At 72.5% G+C, this 17,489-nt stretch carries 13 protein-coding genes; 3 read left to right on the top strand and 10 right to left on the bottom strand.

Translation table 11 applies throughout. The annotated features are described in order from the left end of the window. Positions 1-76: 76 nt before the first annotated feature. Genes NP777_RS21440 through manD form a run of 5 tightly spaced genes read right to left on the bottom strand, consistent with a single transcriptional unit; the run spans position 77 to position 5,722 of the window. Positions 77-499 (bottom strand): YchJ family protein, encoded by a 423-nt coding sequence (locus NP777_RS21440; RefSeq protein ID WP_256651795.1) that lies wholly within the window; start codon positions 497-499, stop codon positions 77-79. Positions 500-552: 53 nt separating this feature from the next. Next, on the bottom strand, positions 553-1,596 hold the full coding sequence (locus tag NP777_RS21435; protein ID WP_256651794.1) for an NAD(P)-dependent alcohol dehydrogenase: 1,044 nt from the start codon (positions 1,594-1,596) through the stop codon (positions 553-555). Positions 1,597-1,634: 38 nt separating this feature from the next. Beyond that, complete coding sequence (locus tag NP777_RS21430) at positions 1,635-3,041, bottom strand: MFS transporter (protein WP_256651793.1); 1,407 nt, start codon at positions 3,039-3,041, stop codon at positions 1,635-1,637. A gap of 33 nt (positions 3,042-3,074) precedes the next feature. After that, the gene (locus NP777_RS21425) at positions 3,075-4,508 is read right to left on the bottom strand and encodes a mannitol dehydrogenase family protein (RefSeq protein ID WP_256651792.1); all 1,434 of its coding nucleotides are present in this window, start codon (positions 4,506-4,508) and stop codon (positions 3,075-3,077) included. Further along, a complete protein-coding gene (gene manD, locus NP777_RS21420; RefSeq protein WP_256651791.1) occupies positions 4,505-5,722 on the bottom strand; it encodes a D-mannonate dehydratase ManD in 1,218 nt (405 codons plus the stop codon). Before manD ends, NP777_RS21425 begins: the two co-directional genes overlap by 4 nt. A gap of 108 nt (positions 5,723-5,830) precedes the next feature. Between manD and NP777_RS21415 the strand changes: the two genes are divergently transcribed. Beyond that, the gene (locus tag NP777_RS21415) at positions 5,831-6,589 is read left to right on the top strand and encodes a GntR family transcriptional regulator (protein ID WP_256651790.1); all 759 of its coding nucleotides are present in this window, start codon (positions 5,831-5,833) and stop codon (positions 6,587-6,589) included. 60 nt (positions 6,590-6,649) lie between these two features. Here the strand turns inward: NP777_RS21415 and NP777_RS21410 are convergent, their stop codons facing one another. Continuing rightward, entirely contained in the window at positions 6,650-7,021 is a 372-nt protein-coding gene (locus tag NP777_RS21410) for a MerR family transcriptional regulator (protein ID WP_256651789.1), read from the bottom strand. Between the two features lie 207 nt (positions 7,022-7,228). Here NP777_RS21410 and NP777_RS21405 point away from each other — a divergent pair, with 207 nt between their 5' ends. Further along, on the top strand, positions 7,229-9,265 hold the full coding sequence (locus NP777_RS21405; protein ID WP_256651788.1) for a sulfatase-like hydrolase/transferase: 2,037 nt from the start codon (positions 7,229-7,231) through the stop codon (positions 9,263-9,265). Positions 9,266-9,296: 31 nt separating this feature from the next. Here the strand turns inward: NP777_RS21405 and nrfD are convergent, their stop codons facing one another. From nrfD to fdh, 3 genes are read right to left on the bottom strand one after another with little or no spacing between them, the layout of a single operon-like run. Further along, positions 9,297-10,346: an NrfD/PsrC family molybdoenzyme membrane anchor subunit gene (gene nrfD / locus NP777_RS21400; protein ID WP_256651787.1), complete on the bottom strand. Its 1,050-nt coding sequence runs from the start codon at positions 10,344-10,346 to the stop codon at positions 9,297-9,299. After that, a complete protein-coding gene (locus NP777_RS21395) occupies positions 10,346-11,365 on the bottom strand; it encodes a 4Fe-4S dicluster domain-containing protein (RefSeq protein ID WP_256651786.1) in 1,020 nt (339 codons plus the stop codon). The genes nrfD and NP777_RS21395 overlap by 1 nt, the downstream gene beginning before the upstream one ends. Then, on the bottom strand, positions 11,362-14,622 hold the full coding sequence (gene fdh, locus NP777_RS21390; RefSeq protein ID WP_256651785.1) for a formate dehydrogenase: 3,261 nt from the start codon (positions 14,620-14,622) through the stop codon (positions 11,362-11,364). The genes NP777_RS21395 and fdh overlap by 4 nt, the downstream gene beginning before the upstream one ends. Positions 14,623-14,746: 124 nt before the next feature. Here fdh and NP777_RS21385 point away from each other — a divergent pair, with 124 nt between their 5' ends. Next, positions 14,747-15,418: a DUF429 domain-containing protein gene (locus tag NP777_RS21385; protein ID WP_256651784.1), complete on the top strand. Its 672-nt coding sequence runs from the start codon at positions 14,747-14,749 to the stop codon at positions 15,416-15,418. Between the two features lie 114 nt (positions 15,419-15,532). Here the strand turns inward: NP777_RS21385 and NP777_RS21380 are convergent, their stop codons facing one another. Then, on the bottom strand, positions 15,533-16,690 hold the full coding sequence (locus NP777_RS21380; RefSeq protein WP_256651783.1) for a transglycosylase family protein: 1,158 nt from the start codon (positions 16,688-16,690) through the stop codon (positions 15,533-15,535). Positions 16,691-17,489 lie beyond the last annotated feature (799 nt).

The following is a 17,489-nucleotide window of genomic DNA, read 5'->3' as shown; positions in this document are numbered from 1 at the left end:
CCAGAAGGCGTCGGCGACGACACGGGAAACAAATGACCAAGTCGGTGCGGACCGTGATCGCTGACGCGGGGTGGGGTCAGTCTCCGGTCACACCGTCGAGATAGACCCAGGCGCCCTCGTGGCGTACGAAGCGGCTGTTCTCGTGGAGCGAGCCCGCGCGCCCGCCCTGGGTGTAGTGGGCGCGGAACTCGACGGTGCCGGTGGTGTGGAACGCGCTGCCCTCGGTGGTGCCCAGGATCTCCAGGCGCACCCAGCGCGGCGCCGGGTCGAGGTCCGCGCCGGGCGGCCGGGTGGTGGGGTGCCAGGTGCGCAGCAGATACGCCTCGTCCCCGACGGCGAAGGCGCTGTAGCGCGAGCGCATCAGCTGCTCGGCGGTGGTCGCCGTGGCCTGGCCGCGGTGCAGCCGGCCGCAGCAGTCGGCGTAGGCCGCGGGCAGTCCGCAGGGGCAGGTGGCCGGGGTGGTGCCGGTCGGCCGCGGGCGTCGGGTACGTCGGGACATGATCCCCATTGTGACGGCTGGGACGGCCGGGGTGCCGCCCAGGCCACGCCCGCTCAGGGCCCGATGGCCTCCATGGGTTCGATGGGTTCGGTGGGTTCGATGACGACCTTCAGCTGGGCGGGGTCGGTGAGCGCCGTCTCGAGCGCGTCCGCCGAACGTTCCAGCGGGAAGCGCGCGGTGATCAGCGACTCCAGGTCGACCCGGCCGGTGGCGGCCAGGGACACCGCCGCGGGGAACTCCCCGGCGTACCGGAAGGCGGTGACCAGGCTGAGTTCCTGGCGCTGCATCCAGGCCAGCGGGAGCGTGGTCCGGGGCCGGGGCGGGTTGCCGACGGCGACCAGGGTGCCGCCGGGGCGTAGCGCGTGGGCGGCAGCGGTCAGGGCGGCCTCGATGCCGGAGCAGTCGAGTGCGATGTCGAACAGCGGTTCCTGGGGGAGGGGTTCGCGGGAGGTGTCCAGGGTCCGGTCGGCGCCCAGGCGGCGGGCGTGGGCGAGCCGGCCGGGGTTGATGTCGGTCACCACGGTCTCGCCCGCGCCCACCGCGCGGGCGGCCTGGAGGACCAGCAGGCCGATCGGCCCGGCGCCGGTGACCAGCACCCGGTCCCCGGCCGCGACGCCGCCGCGGCGCACCGCGTGCAGGGCCACCGCGAGGGGCTCGACGAGCGCCCCGGAGGTGAGGGGGAAGTCGTCGGGGAGGGGGTGGGCGAACTCCCCGGGCACGGCCAGCTGTCCGGCCAGGGCGCCATGGGTGGGCGGGGAGCCGAAGCAGCGGCCGTGCGGGCACTGGTTGTAGCGGCCCGCGCGGCAGGCGCGGCAGCGTCCGCAGGGGATGGCGGGCTCGATCGCGACCCGGGTGCCCACGGGCAGCGGGCCGTCGCCCGCCACGACCGTTCCGGCCGCCTCGTGGCCGAGCGCGGTGGGGGAGCGGAGCACATTGGGGCCGTTCTCGCCGTGGGCGTAGTAGTGCAGGTCGGAGCCGCACAGCCCGACCGCGCCGATCTCCACGAGGACCTCGCCGGGGGCGGGTTGGGGAATTGGGCGCCGCTCGAGCGCCAGGTCCTTCGGGCCGCGCAGGATCGCGGCGGTGGCGTCGTTCATCGGGTGGTTCTCCTGGTACGCGGGGACATGGAGGGGACTCAGGCGGCAGACAGCCGCAGTGGTTCGACGCGCTTGATGACCAGGCCGTAGGTGAGGGCGCCGACGATGCACAGGGCGCCGGACAGCATCAGCGGGGCGACGAAGGAGTGGTGGAAGAAGCCCAGCAGCAGACCGGTGGTGGTCGAGCCGAGCACCCCGGCGAGGTTGGAGGCGAAGTTCTGGATGCCGCCGAGCGAGGCGACATGGCGCGGGGTGGGCGCGACATCGGCGGGCAGGCTGGCCACCGAGGCGGCGGAGAAGGCCAGGCTGGCGTAGCTGACGGAGAGCAGGGCCAGGGCCCACATGGCGCTGGGGACGAGCACGGCGAAGGCGATGACGGAGGAGAAGAGCATCCCGCACACCAGGCAGGTCTTGCGGGCGCGGGTCACCGACCAGCCGCGGCGCAGCAGGGTGTCGCTGGTCCAGCCGCCGAGCAGGCTGCCGGCGATGGCGACGATGCCGGGCAGAGCGCCGTAGAAGCCCAGTTTGAGCAGGTCGAAGCCGCGGGCGTCGACGAGGTAGCTGGGGAACCAGGTGATGAAGAAGTAGATGACGTAGTTGAGGCAGAAGAAGCCGATCATCATGCCCCAGACCGTGCGGTGGCGGAACAGGTCGCGCCAGCGGACGGCGGGCTCCTCCCGGGTGGCCGTCTTCTCGGCGGGCTCCGGGGCGGCCGTCTTCTCGGCGGGGTGCTCCTCGAGCCGGGCGCCGCCCGCCATGACGTAGGCGCGTTCCTCGGCGCTGAGCCCGCCGCGCGCCGAGGGCTCGCGGTACGCCTTGAGCCACAGGGCCACCCACAGCAGGGCCACGCCGCCGGTGACCCAGAACGCCATCCGCCAGCCCTGCCAGGCGATCAGCGCGGTCACGACGGGGGCGGCGACGGCGGTGCCGGCGCGGGCGCCGTTGTCCCAGACGCTGTTGGCCAGGGCCCGTTCGCGGACCGGGAACCAGCGGGAGACGGACTTGGCGCACGAGGGGTACGCGGGGGCCTCGCCCGCGCCGAGGGCGAGGCGGGCGAAGAGCAGGCTGCCGATGCCCCGGACGAATCCGGTGCCCACGGTGACCAGGGACCAGATGAGCCCGCCGATGGCGAACATGCGCTTCTCGCCGTAGCGGTCGATGAGCGCCCCGGCGGGCAGTTGGCCCAGCGCGTAGGTCACGAAGAACATGCTGAGGATGACGCCCTGCCACTCGGGGCCGATGTGCAGGTCATCGGTCATATAGGGCAGGGAGATGGAGATGGTGGCGCGGTCGACGTAGTTGACGGTCATGCCCAGGAAGCAGAGGAAGACCATCAGCCAGCGGGTGTTGTGGCGCAGCCCGCGGGGGCGCGGTGGCCCGGTGGTGGCCTCGTCCTGGGGTGGGGAGGGCTGGTCGGTGGCGGGGACGGCTCTGGGGGTCTTCAAGGCGGCTCTCCTTTGAAGGGGCGGTGCGTGGGGTCAGCGCGGTGGCCGGGCGCCGGGGTCCAGCTCCGCCCGTACGGACGCGACGAGAGCGGTGTCGTCGGCGAGGTCCTCGGCGCCCAGCAGCCGCAGCAGCCGGCGCGGGGCCTCGGCGTGCGGGCCGTCCCAGGCGCCGCGCAGCTCCTGGGCCCGGGGATCGTCCAGGGGGTGGTCTCGGGTGCGGCGGGCCCAGGCGGCGAGGGCGGTGGCCAGGAGCGGGGTGTCCCGTCCGGCGGCGCGCAGTTCGCGCAGCGGGGCGAGCCACCGTTCGGGGATCTTCTGGGATCCGTCCATGGCGATCTGCTGGATGCGGTGGTGCATCGCGGGGTTGGCGAAGCGGTCGACCAGGCTGTCGACATAGGCGGGGAGGTCAAGACCCTCGGTGGGCGGCAGGCTCTGCGCGGCCTCGGCGCAGTAGGCGCGTACGGTCTCCTCGCCCCAGGGGGTGGCCAGGACGTCGGCGACGGTCTCGCATCCGTGTCCGAGCCCGAGGTACGCGATGAGCGAGTGGGAGCCGTTGAGCAGCCGGAGCTTGGCGAGCTGGTACGGGCTCACATCGGGCACGAGGCGCACCCCCGCCCGCTCCCAGTGCGGGCGGTCGGCGGCGAAGATGTCCTGGAGCACCCACTGGGTGAACGGTTCGCCGGTGACCGCGCCCGCGTCGTCCACGGTCAGGGCGCGGGCGGCGGTCCGCCGGTCGGTGTCGGTGGTGGCGGGGACGATGCGGTCGACGACGGTGGCGGGGAAGGCGACCGAGCCGGTGATCCAGTCCAGCAGGCGGTCGCGGTCGGCCCATGCGGTGGCGGCGATGAACTCCCGCACCAGGCGCCGCAGTACCGCGCCGTTGTCCGCCATGTTGTCGCAGGAGACCAGCGACACCGGGGCGCCGCCGGCCCGTAGCCGGGCGCGCAGCCCCGCGGCGAGCTGCCCGGCCACGCTCGCGGGCGCGGGCCGTCCCGCCAGGTCGTCCCGGATCAGCGGGTCGTCCAGGGCGAGTCCGCCGGTGGCGGCGTCGCGCCGGTAGCCCTTCTCGGTGACGGTCAGGGTGACGACGGTGACCTCGGGGGAGGCGAGGAGCGCGGCCAGCCGGGCGCCGTCGTCGGTGGCGTGCAGCACCTCGGTCACGGTGCCGACCACGCGGGTGGCCGGTCCTTCGGGCCGCCGCTCGGTGAACGAGTACAGCCCGTCCTGCGGTCGCAGCGCGTCCACGACGGACCGGCTGCGCTGGGTGACACCGGCGATGCCCCAGCCGCCGCCGTGCGCGGCCTCGGCGGCTTCGGTGTAGAGGGCCTGGTGGGCGCGGTGGAACGCGCCGATGCCCAGGTGCACGATCCGGGGGCGCAGCGCCCGTGGGTCGACGCGCGGGCGGCTCTCGGCGGGGACGCGGGACAGGGTGGCCAGCGACAGGCGGCCCGGGGAGTCGGCGGTCACCAGTCGTGCACCGACCCGTCGGTACGGCGGCTCACCGGGAGGTACTTCGGGTCGTACGGGAAGCGGGCGGCCGCCTCCTCGTCGAGCTCGATGCCGAGGCCGGGCACGGCCTGGGGGTGCAGGGCGCCGTCGATGAGTTCGTAGGTGGGCCGGAACACCTCGTGGGTGAGCGGGTCGTGGGCCATGTACTCCTGGATGCCGAAGTTGGGCACGGTGACGTCGAGGTGGACGGCCGCCGACATGCTCACCGGGGACAGGTCGGTGGCGCCGTGCGAACCGGTGCGCACCTGGTACAGCTCGGCCAGGTGGAAGATCCGCCGCAGATGGGTGATGCCGCCGGCGTGCACGACCGAGGCGCGGATGTAGTCGATGAGCCGCTCGGTGATGAGCTGCTGGCAGTCCCAGATGGAGTTGAAGACCTCGCCGACCGCGATGGGCGTGGTGGTGGACTGGCGGATCTGGCGGAAGGACTCCTGGAGCTCGGCGGGGGTGGGGTCCTCCATCCAGAACAGCCGCACCTCCTCCAGGCTCCGGCCGAGCCGCCCCGCCTCGGTGGGGGTGAGCCGGTGGTGGACGTCGTGCAGCAGGTGGAAGCCGAAGCCGAACCGCTCGCGGACCGCCTCCAGATAGCGGGGTGCGAAGTCCAGATACGCCTCGGTGGACCAGGGCTGTTCCTCGGGCAGCGCGCCGGTGGCGGGCTCGTAGACGGTGGCGACCGTGCCGTGGCGGATGCCGTAGGTGCCCGGTGAGCCGGGGACGGCGGCCTGGGCGCGGATCGCGCGGTAGCCCATCTCCTGGAAGCGGGCCACGTCGTCCAGCAGCTCGGGGACGTCGCCGCCGCTGGCGTGGCCGTAGACCAGGGCGCCCTCGCGGGCCTTGCCGCCCAGCAGCTCGTACACCGGAAGGCCCGCGACCTTGCCCTTGATGTCCCACAGCGCGGTGTCGACGGCCGAGATGGCGGTCATGGTCACCGGGCCCCGGCGCCAGTAGGCGCCCTTGTACAGGTAGTGCCAGGTGTCCTCGATGCGGGCCGGGTCGCGGCCGATCAGCAGCGGTACGAGGTGGTCCTCCAGATAGGAGGCGACCGCGAGCTCGCGGCCGTTCAGGGTCGCGTCACCGAGACCGGTCACGCCGTCGGAGGTGGTCACCTTCAGGGTCACGAAATTGCGACCCGGCGAGGTGACGATGACCTTGGCCTCCGTGATCGTGGCCATGTGTGCGTGCTCCTCACTCGAGCGGGCTCCCGGGGTGGAACCCGGGCTGTCGGTCGGCTACCATACAAGTACGTCAGCAAGCGGAGTCAAGGGTTCGGAAGGGGCCAGATGGCATCGGCGGAGGGACTGCACGCGGCACGCTCCCGGGGGCGCAACACCCGGCAACTGGTCCATGAGGTGCTGCGTTCGCGCATCGTCGGCCTGGAGCTGGAGCCCGGCTCCGCCGTCTCGGAGAACGACCTGGCGGCCGAGCTCGGGGTGAGCCGTACCCCCGTCCGCGAGTCCCTGATCCTGCTCGCCGACGAGGGGCTGGTGGACATCTACCCCCAGATGGGCACGTTCGTCTCGCGCATCCGGGAGCGCGATGTGGCCTCCGCCCAGTTCATCCGCGAGGCCCTGGAGTGCGCCGCGCTGCGGGAGGCCGTCGGCAAGGCCGGCGCGCGGGACGTGGCGGAGCTGCGGGTGCTGCTCACCGCGCAGGAGGAGGCCGACCGCCAGGCCGACATGGAGGGCTTCTTCCAGCTGGACGAGGAGTTCCACGCCCGGCTGATGGCCGTCAGCGGCCATGCCTCGGCCTGGCCGGTCGTCAGCCAGGCCAAGGCCCAGCTGGACCGGGCCCGCAGGCTCTCACTGCCGATGACCCAGCAGATGTCCCTGCTCATCGGCCAGCACCGCGAGGTGGTCGACCTGCTCGAGGCGGGCGATCTGGACCGGGCCGACGAGGCGCTGCGCTCCCATCTGCGGCTGGTCTTCAGCGATGTGGAGAAGATCCGATCCAAGCACCCGGAGCTCTTCAGCGACGAGGACGCCCCCTTGCGGCCCCGCCGCGACAGCCCCCGGCGCACCGCCGCCCGGGGGGACCGCTAGGGCCTGTCTGGGGTTGTGATCTGGGCTCCCGGCGGTGGGCTGGCGGCTTCCTCCGGTGGTTCAGCTGGTGGTGTGGTTGTCGAGCACGGCGTCAAGATACTCGGCGATCGCGTCCCGGTTGCGGGTCAGACAGTCGATGCGCCGGGTCATGCGGTCCCGCTCGTCCTTCAGCGTGGTGATCATCTCCGGTGTGGCGTCGGAGAAGTGGATGCGCCGGGGCTTGTCGAGGCACGGCAGGATCTGCTTGATGATGCGGGTGGGGAGCCCGGCGTCGAGCAGGCCCCTGATCTGCAGCACCCGGTCGACGAGCCGCTCGTCGTACGCGCGGTAGCCGTTCGCGCAGCGGTCGGGCAGGATCAGCCCCTGCTCCTCGTAGTAGCGCAGCAGCCGGCGCGGCGTGCCGGTGCGCTCCGACAGCTCTCCGATGCGCATGTGCGGGTCCTCCTCGCCTTCACATCCATGTGAGGGACGCAGCGTAACGTCGGGGCGGGCGCACTCACGAGGGGCGGAAGGTGCCGGGAAAAGTGCCAGGTTGATTGAACGGGGACCTCCGGCGCGCCGTACGGATAACGACGGGCCCGGCCTCCCGAGCCGGGTCCGCCGTGCCACCACCGGGCTTCGCAGGGAAGGACCTTCGGGTTGTCGCGCCAATCGAGCTCTCGTCAGCGGTCGGAAACGGACAAGGGAACCACGGAGGAGGGGCCGACGGAGGGCCCGTCACCGGAGGGTCCACCTGAGCGCACGCCGGATGTCCCCGCGCGGGCGCCGGACGCCGCCGAGGACACGGACACCTCTGCCGACACGGACACCTCCGCGGGACGCGACACGTCCGCCGAGCCGTCCGGCGAAGCGAGCGGGGAGGCGGAGGACCCGGAGGAGACCACCGTGACCGGCCCGCTGGCCGGCACCGCCCCCGACGCGCCCCCCGCACGCAAGGGGTGGCGGGCCAAGTACCCCGTCGCGGCGCGCACGGTGGCCTGGACGGTCACGGGACTGTCCCTCGCCCTGGTGTTCACCGCCCTCCTCCTGCCGACCAAACTCATCCTCGTCGAACCCAGCGCCTTCCTGCGCATCCCGGTGGAGGGGATCTTCGGCGCCACGCTGCTGCTCATGCTGCCGACGGTGGCACGGCGGGTGGTGGCGGTGCTCGCCGGGGCGGTCCTCGGGGCGCTGACCATCCTGAACCTCCTCGACATCGGCTTCAACGAGTTCCTCGGCCGCGGTTTCAACGTGGTGCTCGACTGGATACTGCTGGACGACGCGGAGTCGTACCTCAAGGACTCGGTCGGCGAGACGGCCGCCACCGTCGCCGCGATCGGGGTCGTGGTGCTCGCCGTCGCCCTGCTCGTCCTGATGGCCCTCGCCGTGCTGCGGGTCAGCAACGTCATGGCGCGGAACACCGCCGTGGCGACCCGTACCGTCCTGGTGCTCGGCACCGTCTGGGTGATGTGCGCGGCGCTCGGGGTGCAGGTGGCCGGGGCGCCGTTCGCGTCCAGGAGCACCACCGCGCTGGTCCAGGACCGGGCGGAGCGGGTGCGCAAGACCCTCAAGGACGAGCAGGAGTTCGCCAAGGTGGCCGCCGTGGACACCTACGGCGACACCCCCGGCGACCAGCTGCTGACCGGGTTGCGCGGCAAGGACATGATGATCACCTTCATCGAGAGCTACGGCCGCTCGGCCATCGAGGACCCGGCGATCGCACCCGGTGTGGACAAGACGCTGAAGAACGCCACCAAGCGGCTGGACAAGGCCGGGTTCGCCAGCAAGAGCGGCTGGCTCACCTCGGCCACGTACGGCGGCAGCAGCTGGCTGGGCCACTCCACCTTCCTCACCGGCCTGTGGATCGACAACCAGAACCGCTACCGCACCGTCACCGCGGGCGACCACATGTCCATCACCCGCGCCTTCCAGCGCACCGGCGCCTGGCGGACCGTCGGCATCATGCCGGGTGTCACCAAGGGCTGGCCGGAGGGCAAGTTCTACGGCCTCGACCACGTCTACGACTCCCGTGACCTCGGCTACAAGGGCCCCAAGTTCAGCTGGTCGACCATGCCCGACCAGTACGCCCTGAAGGCGTTCCAGCGCCTGGAGCACGGCAAGAAGCATGACAAGCCGCTGATGTCGGAGATCATCCTGACCTCCAGCCACCAGCCCTGGGCGCCCATCCCCAAGACGATCCCCTGGAGCCAGGTCGGCGACGGCTCGGTCTACAAGGCCATCCAGAAGGCGGGCAAGAAGCCGGCGGACGTGTTCACCGACCCCGACAAGGTGAAGACCGAGTACGGGAGGTCCATCCAGTACTCGGTGAACAGCCTCATCGACTATGTGCTGAAGTACGGCAACAAGAACACGGTGCTGGTCTTCCTGGGCGACCACCAGCCCCTGGCCCGGGTCAGCGGCGACAACGCCAGCCGGGACGTGCCGGTGGCGATCGTCGCACACGACAAGGCGGTGCTGGACCGGATCTCCCACTGGGGCTGGGACGACGGTCTGATGCCGGGCGCGAAGGCCCCGGTGTGGAAGATGAGCTCCTTCCGCGACCGCTTCCTGGACGCCTACGGGCCGAACCCCGGCGGTGGCACGGCGCCCGCCGCACCGTCGGCCTCGCCCAAGGCGGCCTCGCCCAAGGCGACCTCGTCCAAGGCGACCTCGCCGTCGCCTTCGGGCGAGCGATAGCCCCTCGACGCTCCTGGCGGCGGGTCGGTCGTCAGTCGTCCTCCGGCCGCTCCCGCCGCGCCTCGAGCCGTTCCCGCTGGGGCAGGACCGTGTACTTGGGGTCCTCCGCCGACCGCATCCCGGCGTGGAACACCCCGAAGCGGGTGCACGCGGAGGCGGCCAGCAGGGCCGCGCCGCCGAGGGCCGCGGCGGGGCGGCCGCGGCGGCCGAGGAGGGCGCCGCCGAGCGCGCCCGCCACCGAAAGCGCCTCGGCGGCGCGCATCAGCTTGCCCGCCCGGCCCTCGCGGTAGGTCTCGGCGACCACCCCGAGCCGCCGTTCCATGGCCTTGACGGCGGCGGTCTCCACCGCCGTGCCGAGCAGCGCCACCCCCCGCGCCGGGGCGTTCTCGGCGACCGGCGAGGTCAGCAGGGCCATACCGCCCGCCGCCATGGCGGCCGAGCCGACGAAGAGAAACGGCAGCTCGCGATAGCCGTCGTGCCATGCGGGGACGGCGGTGTCGGCGGCCAGCACCGCCGTGTACGAGGCCACCGCGGGACCCAGCAGTGCCGCCCCCACTGTGGCCGCCCGGCCGGTGCGCGGCAGCCGCCCGGCCAGGTCCGAGGCGGCGGCCGCACCGGCCATCGGGCCGTAGGCCGCCAGCAGCCAGGAGCCGACGCTCATCGGCGAGGTGGGCTTGAAGACCCGCAGCATATTGGCGAACCGCCCGGGGCGCCCGAGGTCGTGGACCAGGGCGGCGGTGGAGCCGGCCAGGGCCGCGATCGAGGACACCTTGAGCGCGCGGGCCATGGCCGGACGGCCGGTCAGCTCGGCGCCCGCCGCGAGCACCGACCCGGCGCCCGCGAGTCCGCCGAGGAAGAAGTAGCCCGCGATGTCCAGGGAACTCCAGGTGGGCGGATTGAGCACCGGCCGCCCGTAGTAGGAGGTGAACTCCGCCCGGGGGACCACCGACTGCTCGCCCCCGCGGCCCTTCCCGCCCTTGCGGCCGCGCCGCCTGCCGTCCCCCATCCCCTTGCCGACCTGCGCGTCCCGGCCCGGCCGGGCGCCGCGGATGCCGTCACGGGTCACGTCCGACTCGCTCATCAGCGCCTCCTTCCGGTACGGCGCCCGCTCACACCGGCTCGGGCCGCGAACACGGCGGCCACGCCACCGAGCAGGGACAGGGCCGCGGCACCCGCGTGCCGCCACATCGAGGGCAGATCACGGGTGGTGACGACCGGGTCCGGCGGCAGCCCGTACACCTCCGGCTCGTCCAGCAGCAGGAAGAAGGCGCCGTCGCCGCCGACGCCGTCCTCCGGGTCGTGCCCGTACAGTCGCGCGTCCGCGACCCCCACCCGGTGCAGCTCCTCGACCCGGGCGGCGGCGCGCTCGCGCAGCTCGTCCAGGGGGCCGAACTGGATGGAGTCGGTGGGGCAGGCCTTGGCGCACGCGGGTTCCTGGCCCGCGCCCAGCCGGTCGTAGCACAGCGTGCACTTGTGGGCGCCGCCGTCCTCGGGCCGTACGTCGATGACCCCGTACGGACAGGCGGGCACGCAGTAGCCGCAGCCGTTGCACACGTCGTCCTGGACCACCACGGTCCCGAACTCGGTGCGGAACAGCGCACCGGTCGGGCACACGTCCAGGCACGCCGCGTGGGTGCAGTGCTTGCACACGTCCGAGGACATCAGCCACCGCAGCCCGTTCCGCCCGCCGTCGGACGGCGACGCGGGGGAGGTGGGGGTGATCGCCGCCTCCTCGACCGGGGTTCCGGAGCCCCGCGCCGCGAGGGCCAGCACATCGACATCGCCGTGGTCGACCCCCGCCTCGGCCCGGCCCAGCGGCTTGTTCTGCTCGATGAAGGCCACATGGCGCCAGGTGGAGGCGGAGAGGCCCTGGGTGTTGTCGAAGGACATGCCGGTGAAGTCCAGCCCGTCCTCCGGGACGGCGTTCCACTCCTTGCACGCCACCTCGCACGCCTTGCAGCCGATGCACACCGAGGTGTCGGTGAAGAAGCCGACCCGGGGCGGATGGCCCTCGTGCCCGGCGTCCCCGGCGACATCCGGTTCGGCTCCGGCGAGCAGATTGCGGCCGATCAGCGAGGAGCGCTTCGAGGTGTCGGTCATCCCCGTACCTCCGTTCCGGTCCGCGGTGTGATGCCGGCGCGCCGCCGGTAGTCTTCGAGCAGGGCCGTCAGCTCCGGGCCGCGGGGGCGGCGGCCGGGACGGATATCGGCGCTCAGCGCCTTCACCTCCTGGATGTGGACATTCGGGTCGAGGGCGATGGCGGACAGTTCATTGGCGGCGTCCCCGCGGGTGTAGCCATTGGGACCCCAGTGGTACGGCAGCCCGATCTGATGCACCGTGCGGCCCCCGGCCCTGATCGGGGACATCCGCTCGGTGACCATCACCCGGGCCTCGATCACCCCCCGCGCGCTGATCAGGGTCGCCCAGCCGGTGTGCTCCAGATGCCGCTCACCGGCCAGCTCGGGGGAGACCTCGCAGAAGAACTCCGGTTGCAGCTCGGCCAGATACGGTGTCCAGCGGCTCATCCCGCCCGCCGTGAAGTGCTCGGTGAGCCGATAGGTGGTGATCATGTACGGGAACACCTCGCTGCCCGGCTCACCCCCGCTGGGGTGGAAGGCGTTGTGCACATCGGGGATCACCTCCCGGACCGGGTTGCGCTGCTGCTCCGGATAGAGGGGATTGCGCACCGGCGAGTCCTGCGGCTCGTAGTGCGTCGGCATCGGACCGTCCACCAGCCCGGCCGGGGCGTACAGCCACCCCTTGCCGTCGGCCTGCATGATGAACGGATCCACTCCGCTGAGCGCGTCCGGGCCCCGGGCGCCCTCGGGCGGCCGGTAGGAGGGCGCCCGGTCGGGGATGAAGTCCGGGATGTCATGGCCGGTCCACCGCTTCCGCTCGGCATCCCACCACACCAGCGCCTTGCGCTCGCTCCACGGCTTGCCGTCCGGGTCGGCCGAGGCTCGGTTGTAGAGGACGCGGCGGTTGGCCGGCCAGGCCCAGGCCCATTCGGCGGCGATCCAGTCCTGCTCGGTGTGCGGCTTGCGGCGGGCGGCCTGGTTGACGCCGTCGGCGTACACCCCGCAGTAGATCCAGCAGCCGCAGGAGGTGGAGCCGTCGTCCTTCAGCTGGGTATACGCGCTGAGCGGCTCGCCCCGCGCGTCCTGGCCGTTGATCTCGGCCAGGATCGCCTCGGCACTGGGCTCGTCCTGCGGCCCCTCGGTGGGGTAGGACCAGGACAGGTCCTGGATGGCCCGGTCCATCGGGTCGGTGGAGTCCTTCAGCCGCTCCTTGATCCGCCGCCCCAGGTGGTACATGAACCACAGATCGCTGCGCGCCTCGCCGTCCGGCTCCTTGGCGGCGAAATGCCACTGCAGCATCCGGTTGGTGTTGGTGAACGAGCCGGACTTCTCGGTGTGGGCGGCGGCGGGGAAGAAGAACACCTCGGTGGCGATGTCCTCGGTGCGCAGCTCGCCGGTCTCGATCTCCGGGCCGTCCTGCCACCAGGTGGCCGACTCGATGAGGGAGAAGTCCCGGACGACGAGCCAGTCCAGATTGGCCATGCCCAGCCGCTGCATCTTGGTGTTGGCCGAGCCCACGGCGGGGTTCTCGCCCATCAGGAAGTAGCCCTTGCAGACTCCGTCCAGCATCTCCTTCACGGTGTGATAGGTGCTGTGGGAGCCGGTCAGCCGGGGCAGATGGCCGAAGCAGTAGTCGTTGCCTGCGTGCGCGGCGTCGCCGAAGTACGCCTTGAGCAGGCTGACGACGTAGGAGCGCATCTCGCCCCAGAAGCCCTTCTCGGTCTTTATGGCCTCGATGAAGGTGTCCAGGTCCTCGTGGGCGTGGGCGTGCGGCATCGGGATGTAGCCGGGGAGCACGTTGAACAGGGTGGGGATGTCGCTGGAGCCCTGGATGCTGGCGTGGCCGCGCAGCGCCTGGATGCCGCCGCCGGGGCGGCCGATGTTGCCGAGCAGCAGCTGGAGGATGCTGGCGGTGCGGATGTACTGGGCGCCCACGGTGTGCTGGGTCCAGCCGACGGCGTACACGAACTCCGAGGTGCGGTCCGGGCCGGAGTTCTCCACCAGCGCGCGGCACACCTCCAGGAAGGTGTCCTGGGGAATCCCGCAGGTCCGCTCGACCATCTCGGGTGTGTAGCGCGAGAAGTGGCGCTTGAGGATCTGATAGACGCAGCGCGGATGTCGCAGGGTCCGGTCGGTGGGGACCGCCGCGGGGATGGGCGCGCCGCCGGAGCCGTGGGATTCGGAGAAGGCGGCGGTCGACAGGGACGCACGCCGGGTGCGGTCCTCGTACAGCTCGTCGGGCGCGCCCTGCGGCGCCTGGACCTCGGCGCCCTCGTAGCTCCAGGTGGAGATGTCGTAGTGGCCGGTCTCCGGGTCGAGACCGGAGAAGATCCCGGCCAGGTCCTCGGTGTCCTCGAACTCCTCGCCGACGATGGTGGCCGCGTTGGTGTACTCCAGGACGTAGGCGCGGAAGTCGTAGCCGCCGGTGAGGACGTGGTTGATGATGCCGCCGAGGAAGGCGATGTCGGTCCCGGCCCGGATCGGTACGTACAGATCGGCCAGCGCGCTGGTGCGGCTGAAGCGCGGATCGACATGGATGACCCGCGCGCCGCGCGCCTTGGCCTCCATCACCCACTGGAAGCCCACGGGATGGGCCTCGGCGAAGTTGGAGCCCTCGATCACGATGCAGTCCGCGTTCTGCAGGTCCTGCAGAAAGGTGGTGGCGCCACCGCGGCCGAAGGAGGTGCCGAGCCCGGCCACGGTCGAGGAGTGGCAGACCCGGGCCTGGTTCTCCACCTGGATCACCCCGAGCCCGGTCAGCAACTTCTTGATGAGGTAGTTCTCCTCGTTGTCCAGGGTGGCGCCGCCGAGGCTGGCGATCCCCATGGTGCGGTTGACGCGGACCCCGTCCCGCTCCCGCTGCCAGCCCTCGCGGCGGGTGCGGATCACCCGCTCGACGACCATGTCCATCGCGGTGTCCAGGTCCAGCCGCTCCCAGTCGGTGCCGTACGGGCGGCGGTAGAGCACCTCGTGGCGCCGGGACTCGCCGGTGGTCAGCTGGAGGGACGCCGAGCCCTTGGGGCACAGCCGGCCGCGGCTGACCGGTGAGTCGGGGTCGCCCTCGATCTGCACCACCCGGTCGTCCTTCACATAGACGTTCTGGGCGCATCCCACCGCGCAGTAGGGGCATACCGACTTGACCACCTTGTCGGCCGTGACGGTGCGGGGGCGCTGCTCACGGGTGGCGGCCGAGGTGGCGGCGGCGCCGCGGCCGAGCGGGTCACTTCCGGTCAGCTGGCGGTAGACAGGCCAATCCTGGATCCAAGTACGTACGCCCATCTCCGTCCCTTTCCTGCCGTTCGGTCCCGTACCGGCTCATCCGTGTGGTCGGATACGGCGCATGGGTTCCCGTCGCGATGCTTTTCACACTCCGCCCGCATCCGGATGCGCCGAATCGCCTGTCGTGGGGGTGGATGCCTGCCGCACCGGCTGGGTGGCCGTGACCCTGGACGAGGAGGGCCGCTTCGCCGGGGCCGACACCGACGAGGCGCTGAGCGAGCTGCTCGGCCGGGTTCCGGACGCCGCCGTGGTGGCGGTCGACATGCCGCTGGGGCTGCTGGCGGAGGGATGGCGTGCGGCCGACGCCCTGGCCGCCGCGCTGGTGGCCCCGCACCGCTCCCGGGTCTTCTCCGTACCGCCGCGCGAGGTCTGGGAGGCGGGCGACTACGACGAGGCCAATGAGGTCTGCCGACGGGTGGTCAAGAAGGGGCTGAGCCGCCAGTCGTGGGGGCTGGCGGCGAAGCTGCGTGAGGCCAACGCCTGCCGCGACGGGGGCGACCACCGGCTGTACGAGGTCCATCCCGAGGTCTCCTTCGCCGCCCTGGAGGAGGGGCGGCCCGTGCCCTGGAGCAAGAAGAGCTGGAACGGCCAGGCCGTGCGCCGCCGGCTGCTGGCGGACCAGGGCATCGTCCTGCCCGACGACCTCGGAGTGGCCGGGCGGGTGCCGCCCGACGACGTCCTGGACGCCGCGGCGGCGGCCTGGAGCGCGCGGCGCATCGCGCTCCGGGCCGCCCGGAGCCTTCCCGATCCGCCTGAGACGACGGCGACCGGGCTGCCCGTCGCGATCTGGTACTGACCGGTCTCCGCGCGGATGGCGGGAGGCCGCCCGAGCCGTGCCTCGGGCGGCCTCCCCTTCCCCCACCCCTCGGAGATGGACCGTGCGGACGCGATGCGTCCGGAGTGAGCGGCGTCAGACGCTGACGCCGTGGGAGCGCAGATAGGCCAGCGGGTCGATGTCGGACCCGTAGCGCGGGCCGGTGCGGACCTCGAAGTGGAGATGCGGTCCGGTGGCGTTCCCGGTGCTGCCGGACCGGGCGATCCGGTGGCCCGCCTCGACCGGCTGCCCGGTGCGGACCGTCAGCGCCGACAGATGCCCGTAGTGGGTGTAGAGCCCGTCGGCGTGGCGGATGATCACCTGGTAGCCGAAGGGGCCGCCCCACCCGGCCGCCACCACGGTGCCCGGCGCGGCCGCGCACACGGAGGTGCCGATGGGCACCGCGAAGTCCACGCCGGTGTGATGGCCGCTCGTCCACCGTGAGCCGCGGATGCCGTACCCCGCGCTGACCGGCCCGCTGACCGGGGTCATATGCGGCCGGGCCGCCGTCTTGCGGACCACCGTGTGGCTCGAGATCGCCGAGGCGCGGTGGCGGGGCGCCGCCTTGTGCGGATGCCGGGAGCCCGCGGGCAGGGCCAGCCGCTGTCCCGGGTGGATCAGATCGGGGTTCGGGCCGACGGTCCCGCGGTTGGCGTGGTACAGCGCCTTCCAGCCACCCCTGACGGACGCACGCGTGGCGATGCGGGACAGTGTGTCGCCGCGGACGACCGCGTAGGAGCCGGACGCCGCCGCGCGCCGGGCGGTGTGCTGCCGGGCCCGGGACTTCGCGGCGGACTTGGCCGACTTCTTGGGCTTCGCCGGGTGCTGGGCGCGGGGGTGGGCGTTCTGGCTCGTCACTCCGGCGGGTGGCCCGGACCGGGACAGCCGGCCGCGGCCGGAGCACACCGGCCACGCGCCGGGGCCCTGTTTGCGCAGCACCGCCTCGGCCACGGTGATCTGCTGGCCCTTGGAGGCCAGATCGGCCCGCGCGGCGTAGGCGGTGCCGCCGAACGCCGCCCAGGTGTGCTGGGAGAACTGCAGTCCGCCGTAGTAGCCGTTGCCGGTGTTGATGTGCCAGTTGCCCCCGCTCTCGCACTTGGCGACCCGGTTCCAGGTGTCGACCGAGGCCGCGTGGGCGGCGCCGGCGCCGAGGAGCGGCAGGACGATGCCGACACCACCCGCGGTGAGCGCCGCGCACAGCGGCGAGACCCGGCTGGGCGATGCGGGGCGTCGGTGACTTCCTCGTACGGCCATGAGGCTGGTTCCTCTCCACAACGGCTCTCGACGTCGCCCTCCGGAGGACCCGGCGGGCTGTACGAGTACCGCAGCCCGGCCCCGCCGGTCACAAGGCGCAGGGGGCCTCATGGACCGCCGCGCGCCGCCCGGTGCCACCCCGGAATCGGCTGACGCCTCCTCAGCTGCGCGGTGGGAGGCGCATGGAGGGCCGGGGGCGCACGGCCGCCGGCGGGGCGGGAGCGACGGGCCGGGGGCGGGCGCGGGCGAGCACGCGCCGCCGGACGTCCTCGTACGAACGGAAATGATTCTCCGGACCCCGGGGAGGGGCGGACGCTATTCCGCTGGATTGGATTACGGGTGATCGGCGACCGATCCCGGACGGCGGTCCGGGTGAATTGCCGCCGGGGCGTGGAAGGTTGAAGCGCGGACGAGCGGCGGGCCGCTCAATACGGCGTCCGGTGCGGGCCGGGCGCGCGGCACGGGATCTTCTCCGGCGCTATTGCGGCACCGCCCGGTCAAGATCGGACGCATGGCGGCCGGACCCGAGGCGGCGGCGGTAACCGCGCGGCACCGCGCTGGAACCGGCCGTTCCGGCCCCCTCCCCGGCATCCGGAGAATGCCGGGGAGGGGAGGAGAGGAAGGGGAGAGCGGGAGACGGCGGGAGGCGCGGGAAATAGGACGGTCTTGCGGTGGGGTGGGGAAGAGGGGGACGCATGAGTGAACGCGCCCGGAGGTGCCCGGCGGAGTTTCGCGGGGCGCGGCGGGAGACTGAAACGTATCGACGGGGCCGGCCGCCGACCGCGGCGTTCAGGGGCGG

Source organism: Streptomyces rugosispiralis (assembly GCF_024505145.1).
Taxonomy (GTDB): domain Bacteria; phylum Actinomycetota; class Actinomycetes; order Streptomycetales; family Streptomycetaceae; genus Streptomyces; species Streptomyces rugosispiralis.
Note: the sequence above shows the minus strand (reverse complement) of the source record. Positions and strands in the feature narration are given on the sequence as shown.

Excerpts from the sequence above, each read along its gene's own strand:
- NP777_RS21415 (WP_256651790.1), top strand. The coding sequence starts at position 5,831 with ATGGCATCGGCGGAGGGACTGCACGCGGCACGCTCCCGGGGGCGCAAC.
- nrfD (WP_256651787.1), bottom strand. The coding sequence starts at position 10,346 with ATGAGCGAGTCGGACGTGACCCGTGACGGCATCCGCGGCGCCCGGCCG.
- NP777_RS21380 (WP_256651783.1), bottom strand. The coding sequence starts at position 16,690 with ATGGCCGTACGAGGAAGTCACCGACGCCCCGCATCGCCCAGCCGGGTC.
- NP777_RS21395 (WP_256651786.1), bottom strand. The coding sequence starts at position 11,365 with ATGACCGACACCTCGAAGCGCTCCTCGCTGATCGGCCGCAATCTGCTC.
- manD (WP_256651791.1), bottom strand. The coding sequence starts at position 5,722 with ATGGCCACGATCACGGAGGCCAAGGTCATCGTCACCTCGCCGGGTCGC.
- NP777_RS21440 (WP_256651795.1), bottom strand. The coding sequence starts at position 499 with ATGTCCCGACGTACCCGACGCCCGCGGCCGACCGGCACCACCCCGGCC.
- NP777_RS21410 (WP_256651789.1), bottom strand. The coding sequence starts at position 7,021 with ATGCGCATCGGAGAGCTGTCGGAGCGCACCGGCACGCCGCGCCGGCTG.
- NP777_RS21435 (WP_256651794.1), bottom strand. The coding sequence starts at position 1,596 with ATGAACGACGCCACCGCCGCGATCCTGCGCGGCCCGAAGGACCTGGCG.
- fdh (WP_256651785.1), bottom strand. The coding sequence starts at position 14,622 with ATGGGCGTACGTACTTGGATCCAGGATTGGCCTGTCTACCGCCAGCTG.